The sequence below is a fragment of the Mesorhizobium sp. C264A genome (genome assembly GCF_040324515.1).
Classification (GTDB): domain Bacteria; phylum Pseudomonadota; class Alphaproteobacteria; order Rhizobiales; family Rhizobiaceae; genus Mesorhizobium.
In genome coordinates, this window is record NZ_JAMYVY010000001.1 from 854,654 (window position 1) to 880,508 (window position 25,855).

Here is a 25,855-nt window from a genome sequence, read left to right on the forward strand (position 1 = left end):
GGACGCTCATGTTGCGGACCGCATGCCCCGACGACTGGGCAGACGCCCGTCGCTTCGTCATTCTAAGGCGGAGCAGGAGCGAAGCTCCGTCGCGTAGACCCTGGAATCCATTCCGCGACCTTGGCGTGCAGCTGCGCAGGATTCCGCACCGTGGCAACGCGTTGAAGACGCGGGATGGATCCTCGGGTCTACGCTGCGTCGCTACGCTCCTTGCTCCGCCCGTGGATGACGAGGCGGGGAGGGCTCCGCCAGACTACAACAATGTGGTCGCTTGTAGGACAACAGGACAAGCGGGCGCTCACACCGCCGCCACAAACCCGTCCAGCACGCGTTTCTGGCCGGCCTTGTCGAAGTCGATGGTCAGCTTGTTGCCTTCGATGTTGGAGATGTTGCCGTTGCCGAATTTCTGGTGGAAGACGCGGTCGCCGACGCTGAAGGGCGACGGCGTGTCGGCGACGGATTTGGCGACCAGTTCGCCGTCAATGGTGCGGCCTTTGACGCTGGTTCGGCCGGCGCCGTAGCCGGAGTCGGTCTCGCCATAGCCGATGCGCTCGACCTGGTGGCCGGAGCGCGAGCCCCAGTTGCGGTCGGTCGCCTCGGTGCGGTTGGCCTGCGCGCGCTGCCAGCCGGGCGTCGCATAGGTGTTGGAGAAGGCGCCGGATTTTTCCGCGCCGACATTGTCGAAGCGCGAGGCGCCGTAGGGGTTCTGCCGCCCTGCGCCCTGGCCGCCACGGCCCGACGCGAACGAACCGCCGCCATAGGAATTGCCGTAGCCGCCATAGGAGTTGCCGCTTTCGGCGACCTCGACATGGGCTTCCGGCAGTTCGTCCAGAAAGCGCGACGGGATGGTCGATTGCCACAGGCCGTGGATGCGGCGGTTGGAGACGAACCACAGATGCAGGTTCTTCTTGGCCCGGGTCAGGCCGACATAGGCGAGACGGCGCTCTTCCTCCAGGCCGGAGCGGCCGCCTTCGTCCAGCGCGCGTTGGTGCGGGAACAGGCCTTCCTCCCAGCCGGGGAGGAACACGGTCTCGAATTCGAGGCCTTTTGCCGAATGCAGCGTCATGATGTTGACGGCGTCAAGCTCGGCGTTCTGCTCGGCGTCCATGACCAGGGCGACATGTTCGAGGAAGGAGCGCAGCGATTCGTACTCCTCCATCGAGCGGATAAGCTCTTTCAGGTTTTCCAGCCGGCCCGGCGCCTCGACCGAGCGGTCGTTCTTCCACATGTCGGTGTAGCCGCTCTCCTCCAGAATGGTCTCGGCGAGTTCGGTGTGCGGCGTGGTTTCCAGCGCCTTCTGCCAGCGCTCGAAATTGGCCGCCACTTCGCGCAAGGCCGCGCGGGGCTTGGGCTTCAGCTCGTCGCTTTCTGCGAGCTTGGCGGCTGCCTCCAGCATCGGGATGCGCAAGCTCCGCGCCGTGTCGTGGATCTGGCGGATGGTGGCTTCACCCAGGCCGCGCTTGGGGACATTGACGATGCGCTCGAAGGCGAGGTCGTCGGCGCCCTGCGCGACGACGCGGAAGAAGGCCAGTGCATCGCGGATTTCCATGCGCTCATAGAAGCGCGGGCCGCCGATGACGCGGTAGTTGAGGCCGAGCGTGACGAAGCGATCCTCGAATTCGCGCATCTGGAAGGAGGCGCGGACCAGGATGGCCATATCATTGAGCTTGTGCTTGGCACGCTGGTAGGTCTCGATGGTCTCGCCGACGGCGCGCGCCTCCTCCTCGGAATCCCAGGCGGCGTGGACATGCACCTTCTCGTCGTCCTCGGCGACCTTCTCGGTGAACAGCGTCTTGCCGAAGCGGCCCTCATTGTGGGCGATGAGGTGCGAGGCAGTGCCGAGGATGTGCGCGGTCGAGCGATAATTGCGCTCCAGACGGATGATGGTGGCGCCGGGAAAATCCTTGTCGAAGCGCAGGATGTTGTCGACCTCGGCGCCACGCCAGCCATAGATCGATTGGTCGTCGTCGCCGACGCAGCAAATATTCACGCTCACGGGCTGTTCCGCGCCTGCCGGCGCGGGCCCTCGCAACGGCTCGGACGCCCGGTCGGGCATGCGGCCTTTGGCCGAGCGCGCTTTACCCTCCCCTGGATGGGGAGGGTCGCCGCGAAGCGGCGGGGAGGGGTGACTGGCGCCGGCGCTGCCACCCCCACCCGCGCCGCTACGCGGCGCGACCTCCCCCATCGAGGGGGAGGTAGGTCTTTGCGCCAGCAGCCGCAGCCACATGTATTGCGCGGTGTTGGTGTCCTGGTACTCGTCGACGAGGATGTATTTGAAGCGCTTGTGGTAGTCCTTCAGCACGTCCGGATTGGCGCGGAAGATGCGGATCGGGTGGCAGAGCAGATCGCCGAAGTCGCAGGCGTTCAGCGTCTTCAGCCGCTCCTGATAGGCCTTGTAGAGTTCCCGGCCCTTGCCGTTGGCGAAGCTGCGCGCGTCGCCCTCGGCAATGTCGGCGGGGCCTTGGCCCTTGTTCTTCCAGCCGTCGATCATCTGCGCGAACTGCTTGGCCGGCCAGCGCTTGTCGTCGAGGCCTTCGGCCTGGATCAGCTGCTTGATCAGCCGTACGACATCGTCGGTGTCGAGGATGGTGAAATCGGATTTGAGCCCGGCCAGCTCAGCGTGGCGGCGCAAGAGCTTGACGCCGATGGAGTGGAAGGTGCCGAGCCACGGCATGCCCTCGACGGCTTCGCCGACGAGATGGCCGATGCGCTGCTTCATCTCGCGCGCGGCCTTGTTGGTGAAGGTCACCGCCAGGATCTGCGAGGGGAAAGCCCTGCCGGTGGCCAGGATATGGGCGATGCGGGTGGTCAGCACGCGGGTCTTGCCGGTGCCGGCGCCGGCCAGCACCAGGACCGGGCCTTCGGTGGTTTCCACCGCCAGCCGCTGCTCGGGGTTGAGGCCGTTGAGATAATCGGGCGCGCTGTTGGGGCCGCTGCGGGCCGCCATGGCGCGCGCAGCTATGCCCGACGGGGCTGCGGGCCGCGCATTGGGTTCGTCAAAAAAGGGCATGTCTTCCGCAAAGCCGGACATCTCCCCCGAATGTAGTGATTCGGGAGCGAAAGACCAGAAGTGTCTACGTTTTGTTCTGGTTTGAAAGTGAGATTCTGGGGCGCAGTGCGAATTTCATCGTCCCGACGCCCGACAATGTCGTGGAGGTGCTGCAGCGTGGGAGCGGAATGAAGTCGAGCGTTTGCTCTCGCCTTATGCTGGCAGGGCCAGCTTGACACACGCGGCCTGGGGGAGAAAGCTGGCGACAGGGCAGGGGCGGCTGCCCGTGAGGCGCTGCAAAGCGCATCAGTCGAAGGAGTATCGTCTTGGCTGTCGTCATCACCTCCCTCATCCTGTTCCTCATCGGCCTCGCACTTGGCGGCGGCGGCGTCTGGCTCGCGATGCTGGGCGGCAGCTGGTACTATGTCGTCACCGGTCTCGCCTTCCTCATCGCCGCATGGCTGCTCTTCCGGCGCAAATCGACGGCGCTCTGGCTCTACGCGGCGATCGTGCTCGGCACGCTGGCCTGGGCGGTGTGGGAAATCGGCTTCGACTGGTGGGAACTCGGACCGCGCGGCGGCATCATCGTGCTTCTGGCGCTGTGGCTGCTGACGCCTTGGGCAAGGCGGGGCCTGATCGGCCCCGACGCGCGCGCGCCGCTCATTCTGGCCGTGCTCGCATCGCTCGCCGTCGCCGGTTATTCGATGACGGCCGATCCCAAGGACATCGCCGGCGACCTCAGCGCCGACAAGGTGACGCCGACTGCCGATCTCGGCGGCAATGTGCCTCCGGGCGAATGGCATTTCTACGGCCGTACGCAATTTGGCCAGCGCTATTCGCCGCTCGACCAGATCACGCCCGACAATGTCGCCAAATTGCAGCCGGCCTGGATCTACCAGACCGGCGACGTGAAAGGGCCGGACGATGTCGGCGAAACCACCTACCAGGTGACGCCGCTGAAGGTGGGCGATGCGCTCTATATCTGCACGCCGCACAATTTCGCCATCGCCATCGATGCCGCCACCGGCAAGGAGAAATGGCGTTTCGATCCCAAGATCAAGCTCGACAAGGACCGCCAGCACCAGACCTGCCGCGGCGTGTCCTATTATGCCGATGCCAAGATCGCCGCCGGCCAGCCTTGCGCGACGCGCGTCTATCTGCCGACCTCGGATGCGCGGCTGATCGCGCTCGACGCCGCCAACGGCCAGGTCTGCCCGTCCTTCGCCGAAGCCGGCACGCTCAATTTGTTGACCAACATGCCGTATCCGAAGTCGGGCTATTATTACTCGACCTCGGCGCCGCTGATTGCGGGCGGCAAGATCATCATCGGCGGCGCGGTCAACGACAATTATTCGACGCAAGAGCCGTCCGGCGTCATCCGGGCCTTCGACGTCGACACCGGCGCCCTGGTGTGGAACTGGGATTCCGGCAATCCGGACCAGACAACGCCGCTGGCGGCAGGCCAGACCTACACCCACAACTCGCCCAACATGTGGTCGACGGCAAGCGCCGACGAGAAGCTCGGCCTGCTCTATGTGCCGCTCGGCAACCAGACGCCGGACCAGCTCGGGATGGGCCGCAGCGCCAATGTCGAGAAGTTTTCCTCCTCGATCACCGCGCTCGATCTGGCCACCGGACAAGTGCGCTGGGTGCGGCAGACCGTGCATCACGACCTCTGGGACATGGATGTGCCGGCACAGCCGACCCTGGTCGACATCACCACCGCTGCCGGCGTCGTTCCGGGCCTGGTTGGACCGACCAAGCAGGGCGACCTCTACGTGCTCGACCGGCGCAGCGGCGAGCCGATCATCCCGATCAAGGAAGTGCCGGCGCCGGGCGGCGCTGTCGAGGGCGATCACACGTCGCCGACGCAGCCGGTCTCGGATCTCTCCTTCAATCCGAGGCCGCTGACCGGCGCCGACATGTGGGGCATCACCATGTTCGACCAGCTGGCCTGCCGGATCGAATTCCAGGGCCTGCGCTACGAGGGCCGCTACACCCCGCCATCGGTGCAGGGGTCGCTGGTCTATCCCGGTAATTTCGGCACATTCAACTGGGGCGGCGTCGCCGTCGATCCGGTGCGGCAGGTGATGTTCGGCATGCCGACCTATCTGGCGTTCAAATCGCAGCTCATTCCGCGCGACCAGGTGCCGCCGCCGGATGAGGGGCGCGGCAGCGAGCAGGGGCTGAACCGCAATGAGGGCGCACCCTATGCGGTGGTGATGGGGCCGTTCCTGTCGCCGCTCGGCGTGCCCTGCCAGGCGCCGCCATGGGGCTATGTGGCGGGAGCGGACCTCAGAACCGGCAAGATCGCCTACAAGCACCGCAACGGCACCGTCTACGACATGACGCCGTTGCCCTTGCCGCTGAAGGTCGGTGTTCCCGGCATTGGCGGGCCGATGATCACCGCCGGCGGCGTCGTCTTCCTGGGCGCGGCGGTCGACGACTATCTGCGCGCCTATGACCTGACATCGGGCAAGCAGCTTTGGCAGGCCAGGCTGCCGGCCGGTGGGCAGTCGACGCCGATGACCTACACCGTCGCCGACGGCCGCCAGTTCGTGGTCATCGTCGCCGGCGGCCATGGCTCGGTCGGCACCAAGCCCGGCGACTATGTGATGGCCTATACGCTGCCGAAGTAGCAGCGATGTGACTTAGGTAAGTGATCGGCCCGGCAGATATTCTGTCGCGCCGCCCCTCATCTGCCTGCCGGCATCTATACGGGGAGAAGTGCCCGGCAGGGCGATGAGGGCAGCAGCAGCCTTGGTCAGCTTGCGTAAGAGATGGCCTTTGAGGCCGGGCACGGAGCCCAGTACTTCATTGGTTAGCTGCGGCCCTGTTTCGGCCTGCTGGATCAGCGTGGTGCCGGCCGACGCCGGTCGACGCGGACCTTCACCATCCGAGCGGCGGCTGCGGCAGCAGCGGAGCGCATTGCCAGCAAGGCAGCAACAGCAAGCACGAGCGCGCTTGCAAGGATCGGAGTAGACAAGGTCATGGCGTTGTTCCTTCTCGTCGGGCTCGCCGCTACGAGCGAGACCATCATCAGCTTCCTTCCATATTGTGGCGGCACCATCGACATTCTCTGAAATGACCAAAATGTGATGGGCGCGTTCGGCGGGGCGGCCGCATCGTTCGATGGCGCAAGCGTCACCCATCCGAGACTGGACCGTGCGAGCTTGCACCCTATCTTGATCCGCGAGTCATCCCGGAGTGACCGCGAGGTCATCCCGGAGTGACCATGAGGTCATCCCGGAGTGACCGTGAGATCATCTCCTAACGAGGAGCACGCCATGACGAAACCCACCGCCGAAGCCGTCAAACCTGCCAAACCTGCCATCACCCAGGCGATGATCGATGCCTATGACGAATACACGCATCTGACGCTCGACCGCCGCCGCTTCATGGAACAGCTGACCAGGCTTGCCGGATCGGGCGCGGCGGCGGCCGCGATCGCGCCGCTGCTTGCGGCGAATTCGGCGCAGGCGGCAATCGTCGCCGACAACGATCCGCGCGTGAAGGCTGAAGATATCACCTATTCCGGCAGCAGCGGTGAGATGAAGGGCTATCTGGTCAGGCCGGCGGACCAGTCCGGCAAGCTCGGCACCGTCATCGTGGTGCATGAGAACAGGGGGCTCAACCCGCATATCAAGGATGTTGCGCGGCGCGTTGCGCTGGAAGGGTTCGTGGCGCTGGCGCCGGATTTCCTGTCGCCGCTCGGCGGCACGCCCGCTGACGAAGACAAGGCGCGCGACATGTTCACCAAGCTCGACGCCAGCCAGGTCACCGCCGATGGCCTGGCGACCATCGCCTATCTCAAGGGCGAGAAGGACGGCAACGGCAAGGTCGGTGCTGTCGGCTTCTGCTGGGGCGGCGGCACGGTCAACAATCTGGCGGTCAACGCGCCCGATCTCGCCGTCGGCGTCGCCTATTACGGCATGCAGCCGAAGGCCGAGGATGTGGCGAAGATCAAGGCGGCGCTGTTGCTGCACTATGCCGGGCTCGACGAGCGCATCGACGCCGGCATCGATGCCTACAAGAAAGCGCTCGACGCCGCCCATGTCGAATACACGCTCTATGTCTATGACGGCGTCAACCATGCCTTCAACAACGACACCTCGGCCGCGCGCTACGACAAGAAGGCAGCCGATCTCGCCTGGGGACGGACGATCGCTTTCCTCAAGGAGAAGCTGGCGTAGGCTTCAGGCCGCCGACGACGCCCATACGCTTTCATAGGCCGGCGACAGCGTAAAACCGGCCGGCAGCACCGAGACCGGGGGCGGGCGCCGCACGCCCTCCTGCAGATAGCGCAACGCCGACACCAGTCCGTTCATCGTGTAGGGCTTGGCGATGACGCCGATCGCGCCGGCGAAATGGTCGGGGATGCGTTTTGGATTGGCGGTCATGAACACCACCATGGAACGGTTACCCTCGCGGATATGCTCGGCAACCTCGACCCCGGTTGGTCCGTCGGCGAGGTGGATATCGACAAAGGCAATATCGGCATCGGCGGTATCAATCATACCTCTTGCTTCGGCCAAGGATGTCGCCCAACCCACAACGCTGTGGCCGGCTTCCTCGACGAGGCTTTCCAGTTCCATCGCCAGCAACGCCTCGTCCTCGACGATCAGGACCTTGAGCGGTTCGTTCATGACAGCTTCCCTTTCTGCTGCGGTTCGTTCGGCATCGAGATGACGACCTTTGTGCCCGGGCCGGCGTCGCGCCATTCGATGTCGGCATGCAACTGCCGGGCAAGCGACTTGATCAGCCGCATGCCGAAGGAAGCATCGCCACTGGCCTCGGCCATGCCGACGCCGTCATCGGAAACCTCGATGTTGAAGTGGCCGTCGGGCTGGCTCATCTTGATGCCGATGCGCCCCGCGGTGGTGCCGTCCGGCTTTTCCTTGAAGGCGTGCTTCAGCGCGTTGGTGACAAGCTCATTGACCATCAAGGCAACAGGCGTGGCTTTTTCGGCCGGAATGACGATGGGTTCGAGGTCCAGCGCCGGCTTGATCTCGGCGCGCCCCGATGCGGTCAGCAGGTCGGTGACCAGATCCCTGGCGAAATCCGAGACATCGAAGCGGCTGACATCCTTTGACTGGTAGAGACGGCGATGCACAGTGCTCAGCGCCTCGATGCGCTCCAGCATGGTGGTCAGGGATCGCTTCGTCGCTTCATCCTTGATTGCCCGGCTTTGCATGATGATCAGCGAGGAGATCATCTGCAGGTTGTTTTTCACCCGATGGTCGACCTCGTGCAGCAGCGTGGTCTGCGCCTCAAGGGCGGCCTCAAGCTCGCGCGTGCGTTCCTTGACAGCCTTTTCAAAGCGGTTCTTGTCGGCGGTGATGCGATCCTCCGAGCGCTTGCGATCGGAGACATCGAGCTGTGAGGCAAAGAAGAACAGGAGTTCGCCTTTGTCGTTGGAAACCGGGCTGATGTAGAGCGCATTCCAGAATGTCGAGCCGTCCTTGCGGTAGTTCAACAGATCGATGGCGATATCGGTTCCCGCTGCTATCGCGTCGCGCACGCTAGCCACAGCTGCCTTGTCTGTCTCTGGCCCCTGCAGGAAGCGGCAGTTCTTGCCCATGACCTCGTCGCGCTCGTAGCCGGTCAGGCGCAGGAACGCGTCATTGGCAAAGACGATCGGATTGTCCGCCTGACGGGGATCGGTGATGACCATCGACATGCGGGTGGCGCGGATGGCGGCCGCGAACGGATCGCCCTTGCCGTGCTCGGCATGCAGATTGTCCGTCATGTGCCATGCGTCGGCCGGTTCCCTGGTCCTTTTCCAGTCCATGCTTTCACTCCAAGCCGTTTTTCAGGGGTCACAACGGCTTAGACGTGGAATTGGTTCAATCTTGATCTTCTTGTCGCAGGCAGCCGTTTGCGAAACCGAATCGCCGGTTGCGCAAACTGTCGAAATGAACGGTTTTTGAAGGTTGTCGGATGCAGCCGATTCGCTGAAAGCGGGGCTGGCGCAGACCTTTGGAAATGATCAGGTCGCAATGGTCCGTGGCGGCGCTCGCCGGTGGCGGCTTTCTCAGAACAGCGGAAACATCAGGCGTGGCCACGCTTCATGCGCGCCTGCTTCAGGATGGCGCGCCAGCGGATCATGTCGAAGGGGATAGGCTCGTTGTTGTTGGCGATGTGGAAGATCTCGTTGTTGACGTTCTTCAACGAGCGCCAGAAATCATAGTCGGTGATGCGCGGATCGGCAGCCAGCCTGTCCACCTCGACCTTGATGTCGGTTTTCATGCACGTTCCTCGAACCGCCTGTTGCCCGCCGCCCGTCACAACTCGCATGGCACCGTTCTCAAACGGTCAGCTGAGTCGTTCAATGGCCCAAATGGCTTGTTCACGTTAAAACCTTGGTAAGGTTAACGCGGGCGCGGCAGCGCTTCAAGCGGTCCTGCGGCGAATACCGATCGAACGGCCGGCGCGCTCGGGCATCGGCAGTGCAGAATGGGCGGCGCGCATGGCTTCCACCTTGGCCTGCACATCGGCGGGGAAGGGCGCGACTTTCGGCCCGGACATGTCGACATGCAGCGACAGGGTTTCGGAGGTGGCGGCAAGCCAGCCATCGACATGGCGGATTTCCTGGTAGGCCCGCAGCCGCTTGTCGTCGTGATCGATCAGCTGGAAGGATACGACGACCTTGTGTTCGAGGTGCAGTTCCTGGACATAGCAAACATGGACTTCGGCCGTGTAGATGGTCAGGCGCCGCTCTTCGACATAGTCCAGCCCCATGCCCATCGCCTCGAACGCCTCATCCGAGCAGCGGTCGAACAACACGTTGTAATAGGCCATGTTGAGATGGCCGTTGTAGTCGATCCAGTCCTTCTCGATGTCCATCGGTTTGGAAACTAAGGGGGCGGGAACAGGCATGGAAAGTTCCTTGTTCTGGTGCTGGACAGAGCGCGGCAGTCGAGACTACGCATCCATAATCGCATAACAAGCGTGGACGCTGGTCCATTCGCGGAGGAATTCATGGCTCTGAGCGACCTCAATCCGGTCGAACGCAACGAGGAAGGCATCGCCGCCGTGCTCGGCATTCTCAAGCAGCAGCTCGGCGAACGCTTCCAGACAGGCGCGGCGATCCGCTCGCAGCATGCGCATACCACCACCTATATTCCGACGCAGGCGCCTGACGGTGTCGCGTTCCCGGAGACGACAGAAGAGGTGCAGGAGATCGTACGTGCCTGCGCCGCGCACCGCGTGCCGGTCATCGCCTTCGGCGTCGGTTCCTCGCTGGAGGGCCACACCAACGCGCCGGGTGGCGGCATCTCGGTCGACACCTCGCGCATGAACCGCATCCTGTCGGTCAACCCCGAGGATCTCGACTGCACGGTCGAGCCTGGCGTAACGCGCGAGGATTTGAATCGGCACCTGCGCGATACCGGCCTGTTCTTCCCCATCGATCCCGGCGCCAATGCTTCGCTCGGCGGCATGGCGGCAACGCGGGCCTCCGGCACCAATGCGGTGCGCTACGGCACGATGCGTGAAAACGTGCTGTCGCTGACGGCCGTCATGGCCGATGGCGAGACGGTGACGACCGGCAAGCGGGCGAAAAAGAGTTCGGCCGGCTACGATCTGACGCGGCTTCTGGTCGGCTCGGAAGGCACGCTCGGCATCATCACCTCGCTGACCTTGAAGCTGCAAGGCATTCCGCAGGCGATCTCCGGCGGCGTCTGCCCGTTTCCAAACCTCGAGGCGGCCTGCAACGCGGTCATCGCGACCATCCAGATGGGCATTCCGGTGGCGCGGATCGAACTGGTCAATGGACTGCAGATGCGGGCGATGAAGAATTACTCGAAGCTCGATTATCCCGAGAGCCCGTGCCTGTTCGTCGAGTTCCACGGCAGCGATGCCGGCGTCGCCGAACAGGCCGAGACCTTCGGTGCCATTGCTGAAGACAATGGCGGCGGGCCATTCCTTTGGACCAGCGTCGCCGAGGAGCGCACGAAACTCTGGAAAGCCAGGCACGATGCTTATTGGGCGTCACTGACGCTACGGCCGGGCGCCAAGGGCCTTTCGACCGATGTCTGCGTGCCGATCTCGCGGCTGGCCGAATGCGTTGCCGAAACCGAGGCCGACATTGCCGAGATGGGCCTGGTTGCGCCGATCGTCGGCCATGCCGGCGACGGCAATTTCCATGTGCTGGTGCTGATGGATGTCAACGACCCCAAAGAGATCGCGCTGGCGGAGAAATTCGTCTCGCGGCTGAACATGCGGGCGATCGCCATGGACGGCACCTGCACCGGCGAACACGGCATCGGCCAGGGCAAGATCGGCTTCCTGCGCCATGAGCTCGGCCATGGTGTCGACATCATGCGCTCCATAAAAAAAGCGCTCGACCCGCAAGACATCATGAACCCGGGCAAGATATTACCTGCATAGCCGAAATGTGAGGAGCGGCAATGGATACCCTGATTATAAGGGCATCGCTTGGCAAGACACTGTTACTGCTGTCGGCCAGCCTCTTCTTTGTCCTGGCCTGCGCTTTCCTGATTTATGTCTCCGAGGACGGCGACACTGCCGGCCTTTGGTGGTGCGTGGCCTTTTTCGGGCTGGTCGCGTTGGTGTTTGCCTGGCAGCTTGTGCGGCCGCAGATTCTGGTGCTGAACGGACAAGGTTTCAGTCTCGGCGGAGGCCTTGTTCGATCGCCCAACCTGGTCCCCTGGAAGAATATCGAAAGCTTCTTCGTCGTCCATCGCCGGCGCAGGATAGGCGATATGATCGGGTACAATTTCGCACCGGGGGTCAAGAAAAGCTCCGTCATGGGCAGCGTGACCAAAAGCCTCGGCGCCGAAGCCGCATTACCGCAGGGCTGGACATTGTCGCCTGAGGAGATGGTGGTGCTGCTGAACGAATATCGCCGACGGGCCATGGCAGGATAGTCTCTTGCGCACAGGCCGGACCGCGGTCAAAGGCGTCCAAAAATCTCTGCTCTTCCAGATACATCAGAGATCAAGCAACTCTGGATGAATTGCCTCTTTATCGACACGCTGATGCGGGTAGAGTGCGGCTGACTTTCAATCAACCCGTTCGGAGCTGATGCTCGCACGCCTGTTCGTGATCTTCGGTGGCTTGTTTGTGCTGGTGCTGGTTGCGGCGCTGGTGGTGCCGTATTTTGTCGATTGGACCGGGTACCGCGCCCAATTCGAGCGCGAGGCGAGCGCCATTCTCGGCCGCAAGGTGACGGTGCAAGGCGACGCCACGGCGCGGCTGTTGCCGTTCCCCTCGGTGACCTTCTCAAACGTCACGGTCGCCGGCGGCCCCGGCGGCCAGCCGGCAATGACCGTCGAGACCTTTTCGATGGACGCGGAACTGGCGCCGTTCCTGCGCGGCGAAGTGCTGATTTTCGACATGCGGCTGGTGCATCCGAAGGCGACGATCGACATCGCCGATAACGGCACGGTCGACTGGGCGATACGGCCGTCCTCGCCCTTCGATCTCAACCAGATCTCGATCGAGAAGCTCACGGTGACGGAGGGAGAAATTGCGCTCCGCCATGCCGCAGGCGGGCGCAGCCATCTGATTTCCGAGATCAATTCGACCATCTCTGCCAAGTCGCTGGCCGGGCCGTGGCGCATGGACGGAACGTTGCTGCTCGACGGACTGCGTTCGACGGTTGCGGCTTCGACCGGCAAGGCCGAAGGCAGCGGCCAGATGCGGCTGAGGCTCAAGGTTGATCCCGATGCCTATCCACTGGTCATCGAAACCGACGGCAATGCAGGCATCGTCAATGGGGCTGCCGTCTATTCCGGCCAGTTCAAGATTTCCGGCAACGACAAGAATTCGGCTACGCTGCGCGGCAGCGATGGTGAGGTTGTCGAGATCAATACGGGCAAGGTCAGCGCCGGCAAGCCCGATCCGGGCTTCCGGCTGAACGGCAAGTTCTCGCTTGATCACCAGAAGCTCGGCGTCGACGAATTCCGCTTCGAGACCGGGCCGCTCGACAATCCCTACACAGCCGACGGCAAGGCTTCGGTCGATCTCGGCCTTAGGCCGAACTTCGCCATCGAGGCCAATGGCGCGCAGGTGCAACTGGACGAGGCGGTGGGCGCTGAGAAGGGCGCCGGCCTGACGCTGGACCAGCGCATTGCCGGGATCGAGCAGGCGCTGCTCGAACTGCCGAAGCCGAGTATCCCCGGCACTGTCGAGGTCAAGCTGCCGGCGGTGGTGGCTGGCGACACCACGGTGCGCGACGTGCATCTCTCGGCCGAGCCGGTCGAGGGCGGCTGGTCGGTGAAATCGCTGGCCGCGACCTTGCCCGGGCGCACGACGCTGGAAGCCAGCGGCATGCTCAGCGTCGAAGATCATTTCGGTTTCAGCGGCTCCATGCTGCTGGCGGTGGCGCAGCCTTCCGGCTTTGCTGCCTGGTTGTCCAAAGATGTCGACGAGGCGATCCGCCGGCTGCCGGCCGCCGGCTTCAAGGCCAAGGTGGACCTGTCGGAGAAGCGCCAGGCGTTCAGCGATCTCGAACTGATCCTCGGCAAGTCGAAGTTCACCGGCCGCATCGATTCCAGCCAGCCCGACGACGCCAAGTCCTCGGTGCTGATGCGGCTCGAGGGCGGCGAACTCGATGTCGACGGGCTGACGGCCTTCGCCTCGATCTTCGTCAGCGACAAGGGCGCCAACCGCTTTTCCGACCGCGACCTCGATTTTCAGATCAAGGCAGGGCCGGTCAATGCCGGCGGGCTCACCGCCGACACGGTCGATACCGCGCTCCGGCTCCGCGACGGGCTGCTCGAAATCGACCGGCTGTCGATTGGCGGCCTTGCCGGCGCCTCGATCAGCGCCACCGGCCGGATCAAGGATTTTCCGGCAAGCCCGACCGGCAAGCTCGATGCCTCGGTGGTCGCAGTCGATCTGAAGCCGCTGATCGACATTGCCGCGCAACACTATCCCGACAATCTGATGCTGAAGGGACTGGCTGGCCGCACGGCCGCCTATCCTGAACTGTTCCAGGACGCGCGCGTCGATCTGGTGGCGAGCGCCGCCGACAATGGCGACGGCACGACCGGGCTGGCGGTGAGCGGACAAGGCAAGGCCGGTGGTTCGGCCTTTTCGGCGTCGCTGTCGGGCAAGGGGGCCGTCGGCCAGTTGCTCGACGCGCCGGTGACGCTGACCTTCAACGCCAAAAACCCCGACGCCACGGCGCTGCTGGCGCTCTACGGCCTGCCGGCGCTGCCGCTCGGCATGCTCGGCCAGGCAAGCACCGATATTTCGGCGAAAGGCACGTTTGGCGGCGGCCTGGCGACGAGCTTCAATTTCGCCGCCGATGACTTCAAGGCGACGTTCGACGGCACCGTTGCTCAGACGCCGCAAGGCGCCACCGCCAAGGGCAAGATCGGCCTCGACGCCTCCGACATCGAGCCCTGGCTGATGACGACCGGCGCCGGCCTGCCGGGCATGGGAACGGGCACCTCGACCTCGCTCAGCGCGGATGCCGATTTCGGCAATGGCCTGCTGGTGTTGAGCGGCCTCAGCGGATCCATCAACGAGTCGGAGATTTCGGGCGACGTCAACATCGATGCGAAGCAGGGGCTGCCGCATTTTGCCGGTGCGCTGGCGCTCGACGAACTGGACCTCGACCCGATTGCGGTTGCGCTGTTCGGTGACCAGTCGTTCCTCAGCAGCAACGCGAACTGGCCGACGGCGCCATTCAGCCAGAACTCCAGCCTGCCGTTCAGCGCCGATCTCGATCTGACGACGGCGACGCTTGCCGCCGGACCGCTGGCGACAGCCTATGACGCGTCGCTGTCGTTGAAACTGGACCAGGAAGGCATCCGCGTTTCGGACCTGAAGGCAAAACTGCTCGGCGGCGCGCTCACCGGATTGTTCGAGTTGAAGAACACAGACGGCACGGGGCTGTTCTCCGGCCAGATGAGGCTTGCCGGCGCTGACCTGGCGACCGTGCTGCCGGCTGCCGGCCTGAGTGGCAGCGGCGACTTCTCGACAGGGCTGTCGACCAGCGGCAAATCGGTCGACGCGATGATTGCCGCACTCTCCGGCTCGGGCACGGCGGCGCTGAAAGGCCTCACCATTGCCGGCGTCAATCCCGATGCCTTCGGCGCGTTGATTGCCAAGGCTGATGCGATCGGGCGCGACATCGACACAGCAAAGACCGCGGGCTTTGCACCTGAGATCGCTGGCGACGGCAGCTTTGCTGCCGGCGATGCCGACATCGCCTTCACGGTCGCCGGCGGCACGTTGCGGGCACCACCGATCAAATTCGAAAACCAGGCGGCGACGCTGTCTGCCGACATCACGGCCGACCTCAACACCGGCACCGTCGCCACCAAGGGCGCTGTCACCTACAAGCCTGGCGACGAGGCGCTGATCGGCTCCGATCCGACGGTCAATTTCAGCGTCGATGGGCCGTTCGGGGCGCTGAAGAAGCAGTTCGACAGCGAGCCGCTGGCGCAATTTTTGACCCAGCGCGCGCTGGAAAAGGAGCAGCAGCGGGTCGAGGCGATGCAGGCCGCACTGCTCGAGAAGCAGCGGCTGCGGCGCGAGGTGCGCTACTACGCCGCCCTGCAGACCGAGCGCGACAACGCGGCCGAGGAATTGCGCAAGCAGGAGGAAGCGGCACGGCTCAAAGCCGAGGCCGACGCCAAGGCGAAGGCACAGGCCGATGCGAAGGCACAGGCCGAAGCGGATGCCAAGGCCAAGGCGGATGCCGAAGCAAAGGCCGATGCCGATGCGAAAGCGCAAGCAGAGGCTGACGCAAAGGCCAAGGCAGATGCGGACGCGAAAGCCCAGGCGGAAGAGCAGGCTGCCGAAGACGCCGCCAAGGCCGAGGACGAACGGAAGAAGGCCGAACAGGCTCGGATCGCTTCGCAGGAAAAAGCCAGGCTGGAGGCCGAGCGCAAGGCTCAGGAGCAGGCGCCGAAGGTCGACCGCTCACTTCCCGGTGTCAGTGACGGTTCGGCCCCGGTGCCGCCGAAGCCCAGGACAAATCCGTTCTCCGTCGACAATTTGCTGAAGTCGCTGGGCAATTAAGAACCATTCAGACCGCGCCGCGCTTGGCCCAGTCCAGCACGTGGAGCCTGAGGGCCGACGACAGATTCGCATCGCGCGGCCTTGTTTCGTCGATTTCGGCGACCAGGGCAGCAAGCGTCAGCTTGCGCGCGGCGGCGATGGCGAGGAGATCGTCGTAAAAGGGTTTTTCGAGGGAATAGCTGGTGCGATGGCCGCGGATGGTCACCGAGCGTTTTTCGACCGGGCTCACCGCAGGCCGTCCATCAATCGCCCTGGTCTTCCGGGCGTTCGCGGCGGTGGCCGGCGACGAATTTTTCGGCCTTGTCCAATGTCAGCCGGTCACGAGTTCTTTCGGCTTTGGAACGGCCGTGCAGAGCGCGGTTCTCGCCGGCGAGCTTTTCCTTTTCGGTGCGCGCCTTCTGCTTGCGGACCTGGCGAAGGTTGACGATTTCGCCCATGTCGCGCCGACCGTCCCGCTACTTCTTGCGGAAGGCGTCGAGCGACACGACGTCGGCGCCCTTGCCGGCGGCGGCATCGGCCACGGCGGGCTTTTTCTCGGCCTCGGTGGCAGCTGCCTTCTTCTCGGCCTTCGGCTTTTTCTCGGAGACGATAGCCAAAGGCTCGGGAGCCGGCTGGGCGGCTGCATCGTCTTCCGCCGGGACGTCGGTCTTGACGTCGAATTCGAGTTCGAAATTGACCGATGGGTCGTAGAAGCCGCGTACGGCCGAGAACGGGATTTCCAGCTTCTCCGGCACGTCGGAGAAGGACAGCCCGACCTCGAAGCCGGTATCGGTCACCTTGAGGTCCCAATACTGGAACTGGATGACGATGGTCATCTGTTCGGGATAGCGCTCGCGCAGCCTGGAGGACACCCGCACGCCCGGCGCGCCGGTCAGGAATGTGATGAAGAAATGATGATTGCCGGGAAGGCCGGTGCGCGCGACTTCGGCCAGGACCTTGCGCATGACGCCGCGCAATGCCTCCTGGGCCAGAATGTCGTAGCGGATGTGGTCGTCGGCCATGTGCTGGTCGGGTTCCGTTGAATCGTCCGCATAGCTGTAATCAAGCTTGAGCGCGGCGTAAACCGGATATAGATCGCTGATGCGCCGAAGCGAAGCCCGTGACGAACGATTTGATCGCCGGCTTTGACGTTCAGGCGCTGGCCAGCTGTTTTTCCACCGCTGCCGCGGATCTGCGCTTGCCGAAGGCGCGCAGGAAGGTGCGCACGCCGTGGGTCGCGGATTGCAACACTTCGTCTTCGGACGGCATGCCGCCTAGCATGAAGGTGGTCTGCAGTTCGGCGTTGGCCAGCGCCAGGAACTGGCGTGCGGCGACATCGGGATCGTCGACTGCGAGATGGCCGGCATGGGCGAGGCGGGCAAAACGGGCGGCAAGTGCGGGCCAGGTCCGGCCCGGCCCCTGGTCGCGCCATTCTGCGAAGAGCTCGGGATAGCGCTCGCCTTCGGTCTGGATCAGCTTGCGCAGGAAGCGTCCGTCGCGGTTGCAGATGCAGTTCTGATTCATGCGCACGGCAAAGCCGATCAGGTCGGCTTCCAGATCCTTCGGCTGGTCTGGGAAAGAGGCGAAGGTGGCGAAGATGCCGGCATTGCAGCGCTCCGTCAGATCGCGCACCACAGCCACGAAGAGCTTTTCCTTGTCGCGGTGGTGATTGTAGATGGTCTGGCGCGACACGCCGGCCTCCACCGCGATCAGGTCGATATTGGCGCCGGCAAAGCCTTCCCGGCAGAAGACCGAAGCCGCCGCATCGATGATCGACATACGCTTGGCCTCGTGGCCGCGTGGCGGGAAAATGTCAGGAGAAACGGCAAGCTTCATAGAAATCTATATAGAGGTGATTGACGAATTAGACAAGGCTGTCTAAATTTGTGGACACAATAAATGGGAATTCGCTCCGTAGAGACGAATAATCTCGCTCTGAGCCGTCGGATTTCAACGGGATGGAACGTCCTAGGGTTAGTCGTCGCGTTGGCGGCGCCAACCAGACTTGAAAGAAGCCTTTATCATGAGTCCCAAATTCCTCCGCATCGCGGTCGTGCTCGGCCTGTTGTCCGCTATCGGCCCCTTCGCCATCGACATGTATCTGCCGGCGTTGCCTTCGATCGGCGAGGATCTGCATGCCGGCACCGCCGCCGTTCAGATGAGCCTTTTGATCTTCTTCCTGTCGATGGGCTTCGGCCAGATCGTCGTCGGACCGATCTCCGACATGGTCGGCCGCAAGCTGCCGCTTTACGGCGGCCTTGCGCTGTTCATGGTCGGCGGCATCGGTTCGGCCATGAGCCCGACCATCGAATGGCTGATCGCCTTCCGCTTTCTGCAGGGACTGGGCGCCAGCGCCGGCATGGCGGTGCCGCGCGCCATCGTGCGCGACCTGCACACCGGCACCGAAGCCGCCAAGCTGATGTCGCTGCTGATGCTGGTGTTTTCGGTGTCGCCGATCCTGGCGCCGCTGACCGGCAGCCAGATCATCGAGAATTTCGGCTGGCGCGCCGTATTCTGGACGGTGACGGGCGCGGCCCTGCTGGCCACCATTCTGCTGGCGACCTCGCTGAAGGAGACGCGGCCGGCGGAAGAACGCGTCGGTTCCTCCTTCGGAACCGCACTCGCCGGCTATCGCTTCCTCATGGATGACCGCAATTTCCTCGGCCTGGTGGCGATCGCCGGCTTCGGCATCGCCAGCTTCTTCGTCTACCTCTCGAGTTCGTCCTTCATTCTGATCGACCATTACGGGCTGTCGCCTTCCGTCTACAGCGTGTTCTTCTCGATCAATGCGGTCGCCTTCATCGGCATGTCGCAGCTGACGGGACTGCTGTCGGAGCGCTTCGGGCTGAAGCGCGTCGTCTGGGTGGCGGTGACCGGCTATGCCACGACGATGGTGGTGCTGTTCGCAGTGATGGCGACCGGCGTCGACCGGCTCGATGTGATGGCGGCACTGCTGTTCGTCGGCTACGGCTTCCTCGGCCTGGTCATCCCGACGACGTCGGTGCTGGCCATGGAAGAGCATGGCGAGATCGCCGGCACGGCCTCGGCGCTGATGGGCACGCTGCACTTCGCCATCGGTGCGCTGGCGATGGGCGTCGCCGGCATCTTCTTCGACGGCACCCCGCTGCCCATGGTGGCCGGCATCACGCTCTGCGCGGTGATCTCGTTCACGCTGGCCAAACTGACGCTCGGCCGCTCGCGCGAAGCCGTTGAAGCGCCGGCCGAGTAAGCTGACCGCAATCGACCGGAAAGGCCGGGTCATCCCGGCCTTTTTCACGTCTGGGGTAATCCGGCCCCGGCCAGAACCACGGCCTTCGACCGACGCCAGCGGGCAATTAAACCAGTTGATAGCCGAAAGCGGCAGCCGGCGTTGCGAGAACGATGTCGAGGGGGAGAAGTGGAGGTTTCTGTTGCCAGGTACCTCCGAACCCCGCCTAGAAGTGCGAACCTCTAGGGCTTGATTTGAAGCTATCGCACCGCTTACGCGGCGAGACGTGCTTCCGCATAGTTGTCATTTGCAACTACAGGTTTAGCCCGATGACGGTGGTACCATGCCGGGCAAAAGTACGATCTTTACACCTTCGTCGATCCTATTTCGCCCCCAGCAACAGCCGCTCTGATCACAGAGCGGTTCTTGGTGGAGGCGCCGGGTACCGCCCCCGGGTCCGAACGGCTTATTACATCGCCCATTTATCGCCATAGTCGGTCAAGCCGACAAAACGAATATAGGGGGCGGGCGCACAAAATGAAAGGCCGCAATGACACTTCTTGGCCGCACCAAACTGCGGCGCCGAGGGTTGACTCGCGCGCGGTCTCAACCGAAGCTTTGCGATGGTGAGGAGTATCGACCGAGCGCACAAGTTGCGGCAGCGCGCCACAGCCCTCATCGATCGGATCCCGTGGCGCCGACATGGGGAAATTTGATGGCCGATTATCTCGCAGACGTGAAGAAATACGACGCCGCCGCAAATGCCGATGTGGTTGCCAAGATTGTGAAACATCTGGGCATCGCGCTGCGCAACCGCGATTCCTCGCTGGTATCCTGCACCGACCCCAAGGAATTGGAGCGCGTCAAGACCAACTGGGTTGCCAAGAAACTCGGCGTGACCGACGGGGCGAAAGCCGACTCAGCGATCGAGAAGACCTGCAAGGCGTTGGCCGCCGACAGCTTCAAGAGCCGCGTGACTTTCTACTATCTGGTCGCCAAGAATCTGGGCAAGCTCGGCTCTTTGTAGAGATTATTGCCGATAGGCAGAGCGCGCGTTTGATTTTGCTCCTCACCGGAGGTCAGCACCGCCCCACATTGCCTGCCGGGCATTTCTCCCCGTATAGTGACGGGGAGAAAGGGCTGACCGCAGCCTTGGCTCTCTCTCTCTCTCTCTCGAACGCTTGTGATTGGCGAAACCGCTGATCACAGCGCCCCTCTCCACGTCCCTATACGGGGAGAGGATGCCGGCAGGCAGGTGAGGGGCAGCGCTAACCCTTGAAGAGTGATGGGGCAAGCCGCGTTCTGGTCCTTTTGCTGTGTTCGGCCGGCGGCCAGTCGGCTATGATGCCGACAATCCCGAATCGAGGCGAAGCCGATGCGCCAGTATCTCGACCTTTTGCAGCATGTGCTGGACAATGGCGCCGATCGTGGCGACCGCACGGGCACCGGCACGCGTGGGGTGTTCGGCTACCAGATGCGCTTCGACCTGTCGCACGGCTTTCCCATCACCACGACCAAGAAGCTGCATCTGAAGTCGATCATCCATGAACTCCTGTGGTTCCTGGCCGGCGACACCAACATCAAATACCTTAGAGATCATGGCGTTTCGATCTGGGACGAGTGGGCCGACGAGAATGGCGACCTCGGCCCTGTCTATGGCAAGCAGTGGCGCTCTTGGCCGGATGGCCATGGCGGGTCGATCGACCAGATTGCCAATGTTCTGAAGGAGATACGCAGGAATCCGAATTCACGCCGGCTGATCGTTTCGGCGTGGAACCCGGCCGAAGTGGAGGCGATGGCGCTGCCGCCCTGCCACTGCCTGTTCCAGTTCTACGTCTCGGACGGCAAGCTGTCCTGCCAGCTCTACCAGCGCTCGGCCGACATTTTTCTCGGCGTACCCTTCAACATCGCTTCCTACGCGCTGCTGACCCTGATGGTGGCGCAGGTGACCGGGCTGAAGCCCGGCGAGTTCGTCCATACGCTGGGCGATGCGCATCTCTATTCCAACCATTTCGAGCAGGCGCGCGAGCAATTGCGGCGCACACCCAAGGCGCTGCCGACGCTGTGGATCAATCCGGAGGTGAAGGACCTGTTCGCCTTCCGCTTCGAGGATTTCCGGCTGGAAAACTATTTTGCCGACGCGTCGATCAAGGCGCCGATCGCGGTCTGATCCGTCCACCGTCAATCAATTCCGACCCTCAATCGATGTCGACCATGACGTCGGTTGCCTTGATCATGGCATAGGCTGCTTGCCTTTTTCGAGCTTGAGATCGGCAACGGCCTCGTTGGTGATCGAAGCGTGACGACGGAGCCGGCGACATCACCGCGGACAGGCGAGGTGCTTTGACGATCTCGACGATCGTTCCCTTGAGGATGTTGCGGGCGCTGATCTTCATCGGAGTTCCTTTCCGGGTTTCGGTGCACGTCCAAACCAGAATAATCGATGCCGAACATACGCTTTCGCAGGAGGCGGCCTTCCCTTGTTATATTCATCCAGATATATCGGTCGGCAGGAGTCGAGCCAGCAGATTTCAAGCCCAGGGAGAGTCTTCATGTTGGGGCACAAAGGTTTTGGTTTGAGGGCGATCGCGATTGGCGGCTTTGCCGTAGCTCTGATGGCCGTGATGCCGGCGGCTCACGCGGGAGACAAGGTGATCGTGTTTGCCGCAGCCAGCCTCAAGGACGGGCTCGACGCCGTCACCAAGGCCTGCGAAGCCGATGTCGGTGAAGCGGCGACCGTCTCCTACGCCGCGAGCTCGGCGCTGGCCAAGCAGATCGAAAGCGGGGCGCCCGCCGATGTGTTCATCTCGGCCGACCTCGACTGGATGAAATATCTCTCCGACAAGAAACTGACCAAGCCGGACACCGAGGTGAAACTGCTCGGCAACCAGATCGTGCTGGTGGCGCCGAAGGATTCCAAGGTCGAAACCAGGATCGAGAAAGGCTTCGACCTCGCCAAGCTGATCAGCGACGGCAAGCTCGCCATGGGCGACGTCAAGGCGGTGCCGGCCGGCAAGTATGGCAAGGCGGCACTTGAATCGCTCGGCGTCTGGTCGTCGGTCGAAGGCAAGGTGGCGCAGGCCGAGAATGTGCGCGCCGCGCTGAAGCTGGTTTCAACGGGCGAGGCCGCGCTCGGCATCGTCTATGCCACCGACGCGCATGCCGACAAGGGAGTCAAGGTGGTCGGCACCTTCCCGGAGGATTCGCACCCGCCGATCATCTATCCGGTTGCCCAGACCACCGATTCGAAGGACAAGGATACCCCGGCTTTCCTGAAGTGCCTGCAGTCCGCCAAGGCGGTGGAGCTGTTTAGGGATCAGGGTTTCACCGTGCTCACGCCGAGCAATTAAGGTAGCGGCTGACGCATGAACTGGCTGCTGGACCTCACTCCCGACGAATGGAATGCGGTCCGGCTGTCGATCAAGGTGGCGACGGTGGCGATGCTGTTCAGCCTGCCGCCGGGCATCTTGATGGCGCTTTTGCTGGCCCGCGGAAAATTCTGGGGCAAGACGCTGCTCAACGGTGTGGTTCACCTGCCGTTGATCCTGCCGCCGGTGGTGACAGGTTATCTCTTGCTGCTTACCTTCGGCCGGCGCGGGCCGGCGGGAGCGTTCCTGGCCGAGCATTTCGGCATCGTCTTCTCGTTTCGCTGGACCGGCGCCGCACTGGCCTGCGGTATCATGGGCTTTCCCCTGATGGTGCGGGCGATCCGGCTGTCGATCGAGGCGGTCGACCGCAAAATGGAGGCAGCGGCGGGAACGCTCGGCGCCAACCCGCTCTGGGTCTTCGCCACCATCACGCTGCCGCTGATCCTGCCCGGGCTGATCGCCGGCTCGATCCTGTCCTTCGCCAAGGCGATGGGCGAGTTCGGCGCCACAATCACCTTCGTCTCCAACATTCCCAACGAGACGCAGACGCTGCCTTCGGCGATCTACACCTTCACGCAGGTGCCTGGCGGCGATGACGGGGCACTCAGGCTGACGCTGATCTCCATCGTCATCTCGATGGCCGCATTGGTCGCCTCGGAAGTGCTGGCGCGGCGCGTCGGCCGGCGGATGGACATCGAATGAGCGTGCTGGTGGACATCAGCCATCGGCTCGGCGGTTTCGCCGTCGACGCGCGTTTCGAAAGCGCCGGGCGGCTGACGGCGCTGTTCGGGCCATCGGGCTCCGGCAAGACGACGCTGATCAACGTGATCGCCGGCCTGATCCGGCCGACCAAGGGCCGTATCGCGGTCGACGGCTGTGTGCTGGTCGACACCGATGCCGGCATTTTCGTGCCGAAGCACAAGCGCCGGATCGGCATGGTGTTCCAGGACGCGCGGCTGTTTCCGCATATGAGCGTGGCCGGCAATCTGCGCTATGGCCGCTGGTTCACGCCACCGGCGGAGCGCTATGCGGATGTCGACGCGGTCGTCGAACTGCTCGGCATCGGTCCTCTGCTCGACCGGCGACCGGCAAAGCTCTCGGGCGGCGAGAAGCAGCGCGTGGCGATCGGCCGGGCGCTGCTTGCCAGCCCGAAACTGCTGTTGATGGACGAGCCGCTGGCCTCGCTCGACGATGCGCGCAAAGCCGAGATCCTGCCCTATATCGAGCGGCTGCGCGACGAGACCAAGCTGCCCATCGTATATGTCAGCCACTCCGTCGCCGAGGTGGCGCGGCTGGCCAGCGACGTGGTGGTGATGGCGCAAGGCAAGGTCGCTGCCTCAGGCCCGACCGGCGCGATCATGCAACGGCTCGAATTGCTGCCGACGGAGGAACGCGGCGAGGGCGGCGCGGTTCTCGACACCAAGGTGCTGCGCCATGACGAGATCTTCGGGATGACCGTGCTCGGCTCGGCGGCGGGGGAAATCCGGGTGCCGCAATTGGCGGTCTCGGTCGGCGCGCCTGTGCGCATCCGAATCCGCGCCCGCGACGTGATGATCGCCACCGAACAGCCGAAAGGTCTCAGTGCGCTCAACATCCTGCCGGGCGCCATCGTCGCAATCGGCTCGGGCGAGGGGCCGACGGTCGAAATCGGCATCGACTGCAATGGCGCAACCGTGCTTGCGCGCATCACCGAACAATCCAGGCAGGTACTGAACCTTCAACTCGGCGGCAAGGTGTTCGCGGTGATCAAGACGGTCAGTTTCGACCGTGCCAACACCGGCGCCGGGCTGCCGGCCGAAGCGGATGGCTGATAGCCGCTATATCGTTTTGGAATAGCGCTATGGGTCGAGAGGGGCTAGTGTGACCGTGGAGGACAAGAGATGCCGTCGCTGAGCCTGCGGATAAATCTCGATCCGGACGGGCGCATAGGTCCGGGCAAGATCGAATTGCTGGAGCAGATCGCCACTTTCGGCTCGATCTCGGCTGCGGCACGCGGCATGGAGATGTCCTACAAGCACGCCTGGGATCTGGTGGAAGATATGAACCGTGTGTTCGGCAAGCCACTGGTCGCGGCGCAGACCGGCGGCAAAAAGGGTGGCGGCGCACAGCTGACCTCAGTTGGCCTTGCAGTTGTCAGCCGTTTTCGCGCTATCGAGCGCGCTGCGGCGGCAGCGGCGGCCACGCATATGGACGCCTTGCAGGCGGAGATCGATGCTGGGTGAGGGTTGAAGCTTGCGATCCGTCACACCCCCCTCTGTCCTGCCGGACATCTCCCCCGCAAGGGGGGAGATCAGCTAGCCCGTAGACGGGCGCTAATCTGTTAGGCGATTGGCGAAATCCTCCGTGACGGCCAATCTCCCCACTAGAGGGGGAGATGTCCGGCAGGACAGAGGGGGGCGCGAAGGAACTCGACCTTTGAGCGCGCTATTCCTCGGGCTCTCCTGCTTTACGCAGCAGATAGGTGTCCATGATCCAGCCCTTTCTTTTCCGGGCTTCTTCTCTCGTCCTCTCAATCTCCTCGCCGACATCACCCAGGCGACCGGAAACGATGATCTCGTCCGGTGTGCCGAGATAGGCGCCCCAATGGATGATCAGATCCTTGTCTGCCAGCGTGTTGAAGGCGCATTTGCCGTCGAGCATGACCACGGCGCTGCCGGCATTGTGCGGCATGCCTTGTTCGGCGAGGCGGCGGCCGGTGGTGATCAGCACGGGGTCGCCGATGCGGTTCAGCGCCATCTTGTGGCCGGCGGCTAGCGCCTGGACGGCGGTGATGCCGGGAATGACCTCCAGTTCGAATGCGACATTGCCCCTCAGTCGTACGCGCGCGAGGATGCGTAGCGCGCTGTCATAGAGCGAGGGGTCGCCCCAGATCAGGAAGGCGCCGCAGCCGTCCTCGGCAAGTTCGTCGCGGACTAGGCTCTCATAGATCTGGGCAATGGCCTCGTGCCAGTCATCGACGGTCGAGCGATAGGAAGGCGCCGGCTCGGCGCGCACCGGCACGTCGAACTCGACGCGGCGCGATTTCGGATTGCTGACGAAACGGTCGCAGATATGGCGGCGCAATTCGGCAAGGTCGTTCTTCTTCGCCCCCTTGTCGGGGATAAACAGGACGTCCGCCCGGTTTAGGCCTGATATGGCCTGCACGGTCATATGGTCGGGATTGCCGGCGCCGATGCCGATGACGAGAAGCTTGCGCATGACGCGAACTCCTGCCCGATCGAAACCTGTTAGTCCAGACCGCCGATTGGCGTGTCCAGACACTGTGGCGTCCTGCTGGGAGACGGAAGGCTTTGAAACGCCACATTGAAA

The 25,855-nt window shown here is 63.4% G+C and carries 24 protein-coding genes, 1 other RNA gene and 1 pseudogene; 12 read left to right on the forward strand and 14 right to left on the reverse strand.

Going from position 1 to position 25,855, the window contains the following annotated elements:
- Positions 1-298: 298 nt before the first annotated feature.
- Positions 299-3,031, reverse strand: a complete 2,733-nt coding sequence (locus NKL04_RS04110; protein WP_352723316.1) for an ATP-dependent helicase — start codon at positions 3,029-3,031, stop codon at positions 299-301.
- 284 nt (positions 3,032-3,315) lie between these two features.
- Between NKL04_RS04110 and NKL04_RS04115 the strand changes: the two genes are divergently transcribed.
- Complete coding sequence (locus NKL04_RS04115) at positions 3,316-5,628, forward strand: glucose/quinate/shikimate family membrane-bound PQQ-dependent dehydrogenase (protein WP_023682110.1); 2,313 nt, start codon at positions 3,316-3,318, stop codon at positions 5,626-5,628.
- 12 nt (positions 5,629-5,640) lie between these two features.
- On the opposite strand, the gene NKL04_RS04120 is transcribed toward NKL04_RS04115, so the two are convergent.
- Positions 5,641-6,141, reverse strand: coding sequence for a hypothetical protein (locus tag NKL04_RS04120; RefSeq protein ID WP_156951417.1), 501 nt, complete (start codon positions 6,139-6,141; stop codon positions 5,641-5,643).
- 135 nt (positions 6,142-6,276) lie between these two features.
- On the opposite strand from NKL04_RS04120, the gene NKL04_RS04125 reads away from it, so the two are divergent.
- Positions 6,277-7,182 carry a dienelactone hydrolase family protein gene (locus NKL04_RS04125; RefSeq protein ID WP_023682108.1) on the forward strand — a complete coding sequence of 302 codons (906 nt, stop codon included), beginning with the start codon at positions 6,277-6,279 and terminating at the stop codon, positions 7,180-7,182.
- A 3-nt stretch (positions 7,183-7,185) separates the two neighbouring features.
- Here the strand turns inward: NKL04_RS04125 and NKL04_RS04130 are convergent, their stop codons facing one another.
- From NKL04_RS04130 to NKL04_RS04150, 5 genes are all read right to left on the reverse strand, one after another.
- On the reverse strand, positions 7,186-7,635 hold the full coding sequence (locus tag NKL04_RS04130) for a response regulator (RefSeq protein WP_023668313.1): 450 nt from the start codon (positions 7,633-7,635) through the stop codon (positions 7,186-7,188).
- Complete coding sequence (locus NKL04_RS04135; RefSeq protein ID WP_023699590.1) at positions 7,632-8,780, reverse strand: histidine kinase dimerization/phosphoacceptor domain -containing protein; 1,149 nt, start codon at positions 8,778-8,780, stop codon at positions 7,632-7,634. Before NKL04_RS04135 ends, NKL04_RS04130 begins: the two co-directional genes overlap by 4 nt.
- Positions 8,781-8,835: 55 nt before the next feature.
- Positions 8,836-9,054 carry a hypothetical protein gene (locus NKL04_RS04140; RefSeq protein WP_155929625.1) on the reverse strand — a complete coding sequence of 73 codons (219 nt, stop codon included), beginning with the start codon at positions 9,052-9,054 and terminating at the stop codon, positions 8,836-8,838.
- A complete protein-coding gene (locus NKL04_RS04145; RefSeq protein WP_013531006.1) occupies positions 9,041-9,238 on the reverse strand; it encodes a hypothetical protein in 198 nt (65 codons plus the stop codon). Before NKL04_RS04145 ends, NKL04_RS04140 begins: the two co-directional genes overlap by 14 nt.
- A 144-nt stretch (positions 9,239-9,382) precedes the next feature.
- The gene (locus NKL04_RS04150) at positions 9,383-9,868 is read right to left on the reverse strand and encodes a thioesterase family protein (protein ID WP_023699589.1); all 486 of its coding nucleotides are present in this window, start codon (positions 9,866-9,868) and stop codon (positions 9,383-9,385) included.
- A 102-nt stretch (positions 9,869-9,970) separates the two neighbouring features.
- On the opposite strand from NKL04_RS04150, the gene NKL04_RS04155 reads away from it, so the two are divergent.
- From NKL04_RS04155 to NKL04_RS04165, 3 genes are all read left to right on the forward strand, one after another.
- Positions 9,971-11,380, forward strand: coding sequence for an FAD-binding oxidoreductase (locus NKL04_RS04155; RefSeq protein ID WP_023667426.1), 1,410 nt, complete (start codon positions 9,971-9,973; stop codon positions 11,378-11,380).
- Positions 11,381-11,400: 20 nt separating this feature from the next.
- Positions 11,401-11,880, forward strand: a complete 480-nt coding sequence (locus NKL04_RS04160) for a hypothetical protein (protein WP_023667425.1) — start codon at positions 11,401-11,403, stop codon at positions 11,878-11,880.
- Between the two features lie 157 nt (positions 11,881-12,037).
- Positions 12,038-15,991 (forward strand): AsmA family protein, encoded by a 3,954-nt coding sequence (locus tag NKL04_RS04165; protein WP_023699588.1) that lies wholly within the window; start codon positions 12,038-12,040, stop codon positions 15,989-15,991.
- 7 nt (positions 15,992-15,998) lie between these two features.
- On the opposite strand, the gene NKL04_RS04170 is transcribed toward NKL04_RS04165, so the two are convergent.
- From NKL04_RS04170 to NKL04_RS04185, 4 genes are all read right to left on the reverse strand, one after another.
- A complete protein-coding gene (locus NKL04_RS04170; protein ID WP_023699587.1) occupies positions 15,999-16,220 on the reverse strand; it encodes a ribbon-helix-helix domain-containing protein in 222 nt (73 codons plus the stop codon).
- A gap of 13 nt (positions 16,221-16,233) precedes the next feature.
- On the reverse strand, positions 16,234-16,428 hold the full coding sequence (locus tag NKL04_RS04175) for a DUF4169 family protein (protein WP_023699586.1): 195 nt from the start codon (positions 16,426-16,428) through the stop codon (positions 16,234-16,236).
- An 18-nt stretch (positions 16,429-16,446) separates the two neighbouring features.
- Positions 16,447-16,992, reverse strand: a complete 546-nt coding sequence (locus NKL04_RS04180) for an SspB family protein (RefSeq protein ID WP_023699585.1) — start codon at positions 16,990-16,992, stop codon at positions 16,447-16,449.
- A gap of 130 nt (positions 16,993-17,122) precedes the next feature.
- Positions 17,123-17,806: a TetR/AcrR family transcriptional regulator gene (locus NKL04_RS04185; RefSeq protein WP_023699584.1), complete on the reverse strand. Its 684-nt coding sequence runs from the start codon at positions 17,804-17,806 to the stop codon at positions 17,123-17,125.
- Between the two features lie 187 nt (positions 17,807-17,993).
- On the opposite strand from NKL04_RS04185, the gene NKL04_RS04190 reads away from it, so the two are divergent.
- Positions 17,994-19,199, forward strand: a complete 1,206-nt coding sequence (locus NKL04_RS04190; RefSeq protein ID WP_023699583.1) for a multidrug effflux MFS transporter — start codon at positions 17,994-17,996, stop codon at positions 19,197-19,199.
- 167 nt (positions 19,200-19,366) lie between these two features.
- On the opposite strand, the gene ssrA is transcribed toward NKL04_RS04190, so the two are convergent.
- Positions 19,367-19,725: a transfer-messenger RNA gene (gene ssrA / locus NKL04_RS04195) on the reverse strand.
- 168 nt (positions 19,726-19,893) lie between these two features.
- Here ssrA and NKL04_RS04200 point away from each other — a divergent pair.
- Both NKL04_RS04200 and NKL04_RS04205 read left to right on the forward strand, forming a co-directional pair.
- Positions 19,894-20,205, forward strand: coding sequence for a DUF2853 family protein (locus tag NKL04_RS04200; RefSeq protein ID WP_023667416.1), 312 nt, complete (start codon positions 19,894-19,896; stop codon positions 20,203-20,205).
- A gap of 348 nt (positions 20,206-20,553) precedes the next feature.
- A complete protein-coding gene (locus NKL04_RS04205; protein ID WP_023699582.1) occupies positions 20,554-21,348 on the forward strand; it encodes a thymidylate synthase in 795 nt (264 codons plus the stop codon).
- Positions 21,349-21,376: 28 nt separating this feature from the next.
- Here the strand turns inward: NKL04_RS04205 and NKL04_RS04210 are convergent.
- Positions 21,377-21,574 (reverse strand): annotated as a pseudogene (locus NKL04_RS04210) (TOBE domain-containing protein).
- Positions 21,575-21,733: 159 nt separating this feature from the next.
- Here NKL04_RS04210 and modA point away from each other — a divergent pair.
- From modA to NKL04_RS04230, 4 genes are all read left to right on the forward strand, one after another.
- Positions 21,734-22,528 carry a molybdate ABC transporter substrate-binding protein gene (gene modA / locus NKL04_RS04215; protein WP_155923189.1) on the forward strand — a complete coding sequence of 265 codons (795 nt, stop codon included), beginning with the start codon at positions 21,734-21,736 and terminating at the stop codon, positions 22,526-22,528.
- A 15-nt stretch (positions 22,529-22,543) separates the two neighbouring features.
- Positions 22,544-23,248 carry a molybdate ABC transporter permease subunit gene (gene modB, locus NKL04_RS04220; RefSeq protein ID WP_023682096.1) on the forward strand — a complete coding sequence of 235 codons (705 nt, stop codon included), beginning with the start codon at positions 22,544-22,546 and terminating at the stop codon, positions 23,246-23,248.
- On the forward strand, positions 23,245-24,357 hold the full coding sequence (gene modC, locus NKL04_RS04225) for a molybdenum ABC transporter ATP-binding protein (RefSeq protein WP_023667412.1): 1,113 nt from the start codon (positions 23,245-23,247) through the stop codon (positions 24,355-24,357). Before modB ends, modC begins: the two co-directional genes overlap by 4 nt.
- Before the next feature lie 69 nt (positions 24,358-24,426).
- Positions 24,427-24,768, forward strand: coding sequence for a winged helix-turn-helix domain-containing protein (locus tag NKL04_RS04230; protein WP_023667411.1), 342 nt, complete (start codon positions 24,427-24,429; stop codon positions 24,766-24,768).
- A gap of 202 nt (positions 24,769-24,970) precedes the next feature.
- Here NKL04_RS04230 and cobF read toward each other — a convergent pair whose 3' ends face one another.
- The gene (gene cobF, locus NKL04_RS04235; RefSeq protein WP_023667410.1) at positions 24,971-25,744 is read right to left on the reverse strand and encodes a precorrin-6A synthase (deacetylating); all 774 of its coding nucleotides are present in this window, start codon (positions 25,742-25,744) and stop codon (positions 24,971-24,973) included.
- Between the last annotated feature and the right edge of the window lie 111 nt (positions 25,745-25,855).

Bases quoted from the DNA above. Each gene is read 5' to 3' on its own strand.
- NKL04_RS04110 (WP_352723316.1), bottom strand. From the start codon at position 3,031: ATGTCCGGCTTTGCGGAAGACATGCCCTTTTTTGACGAACCCAATGCG.
- NKL04_RS04120 (WP_156951417.1), bottom strand. From the start codon at position 6,141: ATGGGTGACGCTTGCGCCATCGAACGATGCGGCCGCCCCGCCGAACGC.
- NKL04_RS04125 (WP_023682108.1), top strand. From the start codon at position 6,277: ATGACGAAACCCACCGCCGAAGCCGTCAAACCTGCCAAACCTGCCATC.
- NKL04_RS04130 (WP_023668313.1), bottom strand. From the start codon at position 7,635: ATGAACGAACCGCTCAAGGTCCTGATCGTCGAGGACGAGGCGTTGCTG.
- NKL04_RS04135 (WP_023699590.1), bottom strand. From the start codon at position 8,780: ATGGACTGGAAAAGGACCAGGGAACCGGCCGACGCATGGCACATGACG.
- NKL04_RS04145 (WP_013531006.1), bottom strand. From the start codon at position 9,238: ATGAAAACCGACATCAAGGTCGAGGTGGACAGGCTGGCTGCCGATCCG.
- NKL04_RS04150 (WP_023699589.1), bottom strand. From the start codon at position 9,868: ATGCCTGTTCCCGCCCCCTTAGTTTCCAAACCGATGGACATCGAGAAG.
- NKL04_RS04155 (WP_023667426.1), top strand. From the start codon at position 9,971: ATGGCTCTGAGCGACCTCAATCCGGTCGAACGCAACGAGGAAGGCATC.
- NKL04_RS04160 (WP_023667425.1), top strand. From the start codon at position 11,401: ATGGATACCCTGATTATAAGGGCATCGCTTGGCAAGACACTGTTACTG.
- NKL04_RS04165 (WP_023699588.1), top strand. From the start codon at position 12,038: ATGCTCGCACGCCTGTTCGTGATCTTCGGTGGCTTGTTTGTGCTGGTG.
- NKL04_RS04175 (WP_023699586.1), bottom strand. From the start codon at position 16,428: ATGGGCGAAATCGTCAACCTTCGCCAGGTCCGCAAGCAGAAGGCGCGC.
- NKL04_RS04180 (WP_023699585.1), bottom strand. From the start codon at position 16,992: ATGGCCGACGACCACATCCGCTACGACATTCTGGCCCAGGAGGCATTG.
- NKL04_RS04185 (WP_023699584.1), bottom strand. From the start codon at position 17,806: ATGAAGCTTGCCGTTTCTCCTGACATTTTCCCGCCACGCGGCCACGAG.
- NKL04_RS04190 (WP_023699583.1), top strand. From the start codon at position 17,994: ATGAGTCCCAAATTCCTCCGCATCGCGGTCGTGCTCGGCCTGTTGTCC.
- NKL04_RS04200 (WP_023667416.1), top strand. From the start codon at position 19,894: ATGGCCGATTATCTCGCAGACGTGAAGAAATACGACGCCGCCGCAAAT.
- NKL04_RS04205 (WP_023699582.1), top strand. From the start codon at position 20,554: ATGCGCCAGTATCTCGACCTTTTGCAGCATGTGCTGGACAATGGCGCC.
- modB (WP_023682096.1), top strand. From the start codon at position 22,544: ATGAACTGGCTGCTGGACCTCACTCCCGACGAATGGAATGCGGTCCGG.
- modC (WP_023667412.1), top strand. From the start codon at position 23,245: ATGAGCGTGCTGGTGGACATCAGCCATCGGCTCGGCGGTTTCGCCGTC.
- NKL04_RS04230 (WP_023667411.1), top strand. From the start codon at position 24,427: ATGCCGTCGCTGAGCCTGCGGATAAATCTCGATCCGGACGGGCGCATA.
- cobF (WP_023667410.1), bottom strand. From the start codon at position 25,744: ATGCGCAAGCTTCTCGTCATCGGCATCGGCGCCGGCAATCCCGACCAT.